Source organism: Frankia sp. CcWB2, from assembly GCF_977927585.1.
In genome coordinates this window covers 2,721-7,088 of the sequence record NZ_CDWRCM010000218.1, presented here as the reverse complement: position 1 = coordinate 7,088, position 4,368 = coordinate 2,721, and the positions used below count along the sequence as shown (strand labels likewise).

At 74.3% G+C, this 4,368-nt stretch carries 3 protein-coding genes and 1 pseudogene; 1 reads left to right on the top strand and 3 read right to left on the bottom strand.

Going from position 1 to position 4,368, the window contains the following annotated elements:
- Positions 1-95 precede the first annotated feature (95 nt).
- The 3 genes from ACY45C_RS18620 to gabT form a co-directional block, all read right to left on the bottom strand.
- Positions 96-1,076 (bottom strand): diacylglycerol/lipid kinase family protein, encoded by a 981-nt coding sequence (locus tag ACY45C_RS18620; protein WP_462188853.1) that lies wholly within the window; start codon positions 1,074-1,076, stop codon positions 96-98.
- Between the two features lie 108 nt (positions 1,077-1,184).
- Positions 1,185-1,829, bottom strand: coding sequence for a DUF6758 family protein (locus ACY45C_RS18615; RefSeq protein WP_462188852.1), 645 nt, complete (start codon positions 1,827-1,829; stop codon positions 1,185-1,187).
- Between the two features lie 175 nt (positions 1,830-2,004).
- Complete coding sequence (gabT, locus tag ACY45C_RS18610; protein WP_462188851.1) at positions 2,005-3,432, bottom strand: 4-aminobutyrate--2-oxoglutarate transaminase; 1,428 nt, start codon at positions 3,430-3,432, stop codon at positions 2,005-2,007.
- Between the two features lie 271 nt (positions 3,433-3,703).
- Between gabT and ACY45C_RS18605 the strand changes: the two are divergent.
- Positions 3,704-4,368 (top strand): annotated as a pseudogene (locus ACY45C_RS18605) (aldehyde dehydrogenase family protein); the annotation flags it as partial.

The window sequence follows — 4,368 nt, the reverse complement described above, 5'->3', positions numbered from 1 at the left end:
CACACTGACCCCCGAGACCACGCCGAGGCCCGAGACCGCGGACCCGGCCGAACCCACCGCGGCCGAACCCGACCGCCCGGCCCCGGAATCCGGCTTCAGGACCCCGGAATAACCGGCACGAGCAGCCGCAGGGCACCGGGGCGCACGACAATCTCCGCCGGCAGCGACGCCAGCGGATCGCCGTCGGCGTAGACGGCGAAGGGCCGGTCGGCCTCGACGCGCACCCGCCGGGCCCGCAGCACCCGCACGTGCCGGGTGTCGACGTGATGCCCGGAGAACACCCGCGGGAACAGCGCCAGGAACGTCAGGCGGGAGGTGCGCGAGATCAGCAGGACGTCCAGCAGCCCGTCGGCGATGTCCGCCCCCGGGGCGAACCGCATCCCGCCGCCGTAATACGCCGAGTTCGCCGCCGCGACCGTCCACCCGACCAGGTCCCGAGGTGCGAGGTCGTCCACCGTCACCGTGAAGCGCGCCGGGCGCCAGGCAGCCAGCGCCCGCAGCGCCGCGTAGGTGTAGACCTGCTGGCCGCGCAGGAACCGGGTCCGGTTGGCGATCACCTGGACGTCGGAGTCGTAGCCGACGCTCGCGATCCCGAGAAACGGCCGGCCGCCGACCTCGGGCAGGTCGACCCGGCGTTCCCGGGCGTGCGCGAGCCCGGCCGCGACGCGGCACGGGTCGCGGGGCAGGCCGAGACCACGCACGAAGTCGTTGCCGCGCCCGCCGGGGAGCACCGCGAGCACGCCGCCGCAGCGGGCCACCCCCCCTGCCACCGCGCCGGCTAGGCCGTCGCCCCCGAGCGCGACCACGACCCGGCCCTGGGCGGTGGCCGCCGCCGCGAGATCGTCCGCATGGGCGAGGTCGCGGGTCGGGGTGACCCGGACGTCCCGTGCCCAGCGCGCGAGCTCGGCGCGGACGCCGTCGAGCATCCGCATCGCCCGCCCGTGACCCGCGCTCGGGTTGACGATCACGGCCAGCCGGTAACGGTCGACCTCGGCGGGTTCGACCCGGACCGGCTGCGGCGCCACCGTACCGAGGCTTCCCCAGGAGGGTGTGCGGGAGGCAGCGGCGTCCGTCATGGTGAGCGAGCTTACGGGCGGGTGCACCAAGTCCCCCAGCGGCCGGGGTTCCGGGGCCGGGGTTCCGGGGCCGAGATCCCGTGACCGAAATCCCGTGACCATGGCGGCTCACCGCCCGGGCAGCGACCCCGCGGACAGATGCTGGCTTGAGGCGCCGAAGAACGACCGCTCGCCGAGCTGCGGATCGTCGCGCAGGTCCCGCAGCACGAGGTGTTCCAGCAGGAGCAGGGCCGCGTCGGCCGGCCAGAGCACCAGCCACAGCCACACCCCCCGGGCCTCCCCGACGAACGCCGCCCGATCGGGGGGTACGACCAGCGGCCACAACGCCGTGGGATGCCCGGCGGCCTCGACCTTCGCCTCCGGTACGCCGGGCAGCGGTTCGGGATCGGGACCGCTGATGCCCGCGAGCCGGGCGCCGAGTCCCACCCGAGGCGCCTCGGCGACAAGCACCATCTCGGCCGGCCCGCCCAACGGGGAGGGCCCGGCGGCGGCGACTGCCGTAGCACGCGGCCCGGTACGCTCGTCACCGGCCCAGCCGACACCGCTGACGTACCAGTGGACCGGCATCGGCTGCGGCAACCAGACCGGGACCGTCGAGGTCCTCGACAGCGCGTGGAGCGCCTGTTCCCGCGACGACACCGCAGTGCGGTAGGGACTCACCTCCCCGTGATCGTCACACCGCCACTGGCTGCTCCACAGATCGGGTGGACGCAGCGGTCCGAGACAGCGCGGGCAGGCCGCAGCAATGGTCACCGGGCGCCTCCTGGCGTAGGTGGAGATGTCGCCGAACATCGGCACTCCGGCACCGGTATGCCCTCGGCTTTCCACCCGCAATCGCCCCACCAGGTTTCCACCCGCAATCGCCCCACCTGGGCAGATGTGCCGAACAGCCGGGTGCGCCACCCCTCCGTCACCCTCCAGCCCTCCGTCACGCCTCCGGGCGGGCCGGGAAGGGAGGCTGACGGCGCGCCGCGAGCTCCGCGAACGCCTCGTCGAGGAGATCGAGGCCGGCCAGCAGCAACGACTCCTCAATCACCAGCGGTGGCAGCAGCCGGAGCACGTTGCCCCAGGTGCCCGCGGTGAGCACGATCAGGCCGCGACGATGGCAGGCCGCGGCCGCGGCGGCGGTGAGAACCTTGTCCGGGCTGTCGTCGCCGGCGCCCCGGACCAGCTCCAGGGCGACCATCGCGCCCCGCCCCCGGACGTCCCCGACGAAGTCGTACCGCTCGCGCAACGCGTGCAGGCGGGGCAGGGCGATCTCGCCGATCCGGCGGGCCCGGCCGGCCAAGCCCACGGACTCGATGAGGTCGATCGCGGCGAGAGCCGCAGCGCAGGCCGCCGGATTCCCCCCGTAGGTGCCGCCGAGGCCGCCGGCCTGGGGGGCATCCATGATCTCCGGACGGCCGGTGACGGCCGCGAGCGGCAAGCCGCCGGCGATGCCCTTGGCGGTGGCGATGAGATCCGGGACGACACCTTCGTGCTCGCAGGCGAACATCGTCCCGGTCCGGGCGAACCCGGTCTGCACCTCGTCCGCCACGAACACGATCCCCGAAGCCGTACAGAACTCGGCGAGGCGGGGCAGGAACCCGGTCCCGGGGACGATGAAACCGCCCTCCCCCTGGATCGGCTCGATGACCATCGCGGCGACGGACGCGGCTCCGATCTCGTCCCGCACGAGCTCGATCACCCGCTCGGCGGCCTCCTCCCCGCAGCGGTCGGGACCGGTCGGCCAGCGGTAGGGATACGCCAGCGGCATCCGGTAGACCTCGGGCGCGAACGGCCCGAACCCGCTCTTGTAGGGCATCGACTTCGCGGTCATCGCCATCGTCAGGTTCGTCCGGCCATGGTAGGCGTGCTCGAAGACGACGACCGCGTCCCGGCCGGTCGCACTACGCGCGATCTTGACGGCGTTCTCGACGGCCTCCGCTCCGGAGTTGAACAATGCCGAGCGCTTCTCGTGGGTACCCGGCGTCAGCCGGTTCAGCGCCTCGCAGACGGCGATATAGCCCTCGTACGGCGTCACCATGAAGCAGGTGTGGGTGAACCGGCCAATCTGCTCGCGCACGGCCTCGACAACCTCGTCCGCGGCGTTGCCGACGCTGACCACCGCGATCCCCGAACCGAAGTCGATGAGCGAGTTGCTGTCCACGTCGACCACGACCCCGCCGCCCGCCGCGTGCGCGTAGACCGGGAGGGTCTCACCGACCCCCCGGGCCACGGCGCCGGCGCGGCGCGCGGCGAGTGCCCGGGACCGCGAGCCGGGGATCTCGGTGTACAGACGCAGCTCCTGGGGCAGCCGCGGGCCGCCGGTGGCGGGCAGGCCGGTTCCGGTCGCCGCCTGGTTAGGAATGGTCATCGTCGGCTCCTACCTGATCGTCTGCCTGCGCACATACCCTGTCCACGGCCACGGCCACCCGCGCCGCGGCCCTGGCCTGGCCTGGCCTGGCCTGGCCTGGCCATCGTCCCCCGCCGCCGGGATCCGGTCGGTGGTCCTCGGGCGGGACCGGGCGCGCCGCCGGCACCCCGCCCGCACGGGCGCCTAGAATGAGCTCGATGGTGATGACGACGGCAGGCGGCTCGACGCCAGGCGGCCCGATGGCCGCCCGCGCCGACCGGTCATCCGCGCGATGAGCGAGCCGACGCCGTTCTGGCTGGCAGGCAAGCCGGCCACCGGGCCGGCGGCGACCACCGTCCGGCACCCGTTCGACGGCGCGGAGGTCGCCGTCGTCGCGCAGCCGGACCCCGACCAGGTTGAGACGGCCGTGGCCGCCGCGGCGGCGGTCGCGCCAGCGTTCGCGGCGCTGCCGGCCCACGTCCGCGCCGGCGCGCTCGCCGCCGTGTCGAAGGAGATCGCCCGTCGGGGCGACGAACTGGCCCGTCTCATCACCGCGGAGAGCGGTAAGCCGCTGACCTGGTCGCGTGCCGAGGTGGCCCGGGCGAGCTCCACCTTCCGCTGGGGGGCGGAGGAGGCCCGGCGCTTCGCCGGGGAGCTGACCAGGCTGGACACCGATCCCACCGGGGAGGGACGGCTCGCGCTCACCCGGCGTTTCCCCCGCGGGCCCGTGCTGGGCATCACCCCCTTCAACTTCCCGCTCAACCTGGTCGCCCACAAGGTGGCGCCGGCGCTGGCGGTCGGCGCGCCGATCATCGTGAAGCCGGCCCCGCGCACGCCGCTGTCGGCGCTGTTCCTCGGCGACCTGCTCGCCGACGCCGGCTTGCCCGAGGGGTCGTGGTCGGTCCTCCCGATCCCCAACGACCGCCTCGGCCCGCTCATCGCAGACCCTCGGCTGCC